1 pseudogene is annotated in these 884 nt (G+C 30.5%); it reads right to left on the bottom strand.

The features are described from left to right. Positions 1–134: 134 nt before the first annotated feature. A pseudogene (locus CQA53_RS11645) lies at positions 135–884 on the bottom strand (hypothetical protein); the annotation flags it as partial.

The following is an 884-nucleotide window of genomic DNA, read 5'->3' as shown; positions in this document are numbered from 1 at the left end:
ATCTTGCTTTGTGTAATTATTGATGATAGGGAGGAGCTCTTGTATATCAATGGTGAGATTTGATTTTTCTATACTGATGATTATATCATTATCATTTTGTAAGATTCTAAAATTATGAATCTTAAATTTATTTTTCATTGGGCTTCCTTAAATTGTGGATAATATTTTAATGCTTCATTCACATATCCTTTTATTACCCTATCATCTATATGCTCTAAATTGTAGCAAAATATCTGTGTCCTTGTCGCATTGTGCTTGAGTAGCTGAATGATAGTATCTTTATCTTTTAGAAGCATTGTCTCTTTTTCTTTATCAATGCTTATAAAAAATAAATTTTCGTGTATGGCTAATAAAATTGCTAGGTTTGTATTTTTGTTTGCTTGTTGTATATTGTCTTTAGAGAGCAATTTGAGAAATATATTATTATCTTGGAGATACAAGATACCATCTATGATATTGCTTAATGTCTTTTCATCGATAGAGAATTTATCTTTCTTTGTTGTCTTAAGCGTAGCCTCAAAGAGTGTTTTATCTATGGTGGCATAGAGATAGTTTGGTATGTTTATTTTATTGGCTTCTATTAGTCTAATTATATTATCATTAAACAAATTTGGTGAATCCGCTACACCAGATTTCCGTAATCTTGCCTCATATTTTTCTATTTCAATATTCCTTAGTATCCTATGGATAGATGTTGCGATACTATTAAGGGCTTTGATAGTGCTATAGAGATTAGATTCAAAGAATGTGAGATTAGAATCTAATTCTAAGAGATAGGAGTAGAAGTAGAGGGTTTGAGTCGTAGGCACTATAGCATGAGAATCCTTGCCTGTATAAATAGGTAGTCTATTGCTTGAGCCATATTGGGCTGAAGCAATGATTTT

Source organism: Helicobacter didelphidarum, assembly GCF_003364195.1.
GTDB lineage: Bacteria > Campylobacterota > Campylobacteria > Campylobacterales > Helicobacteraceae > Helicobacter_A > Helicobacter_A didelphidarum.
The sequence above is the reverse complement of the archived record's forward strand: the minus strand, read 5'-3'. Positions and strand labels throughout refer to the sequence as shown.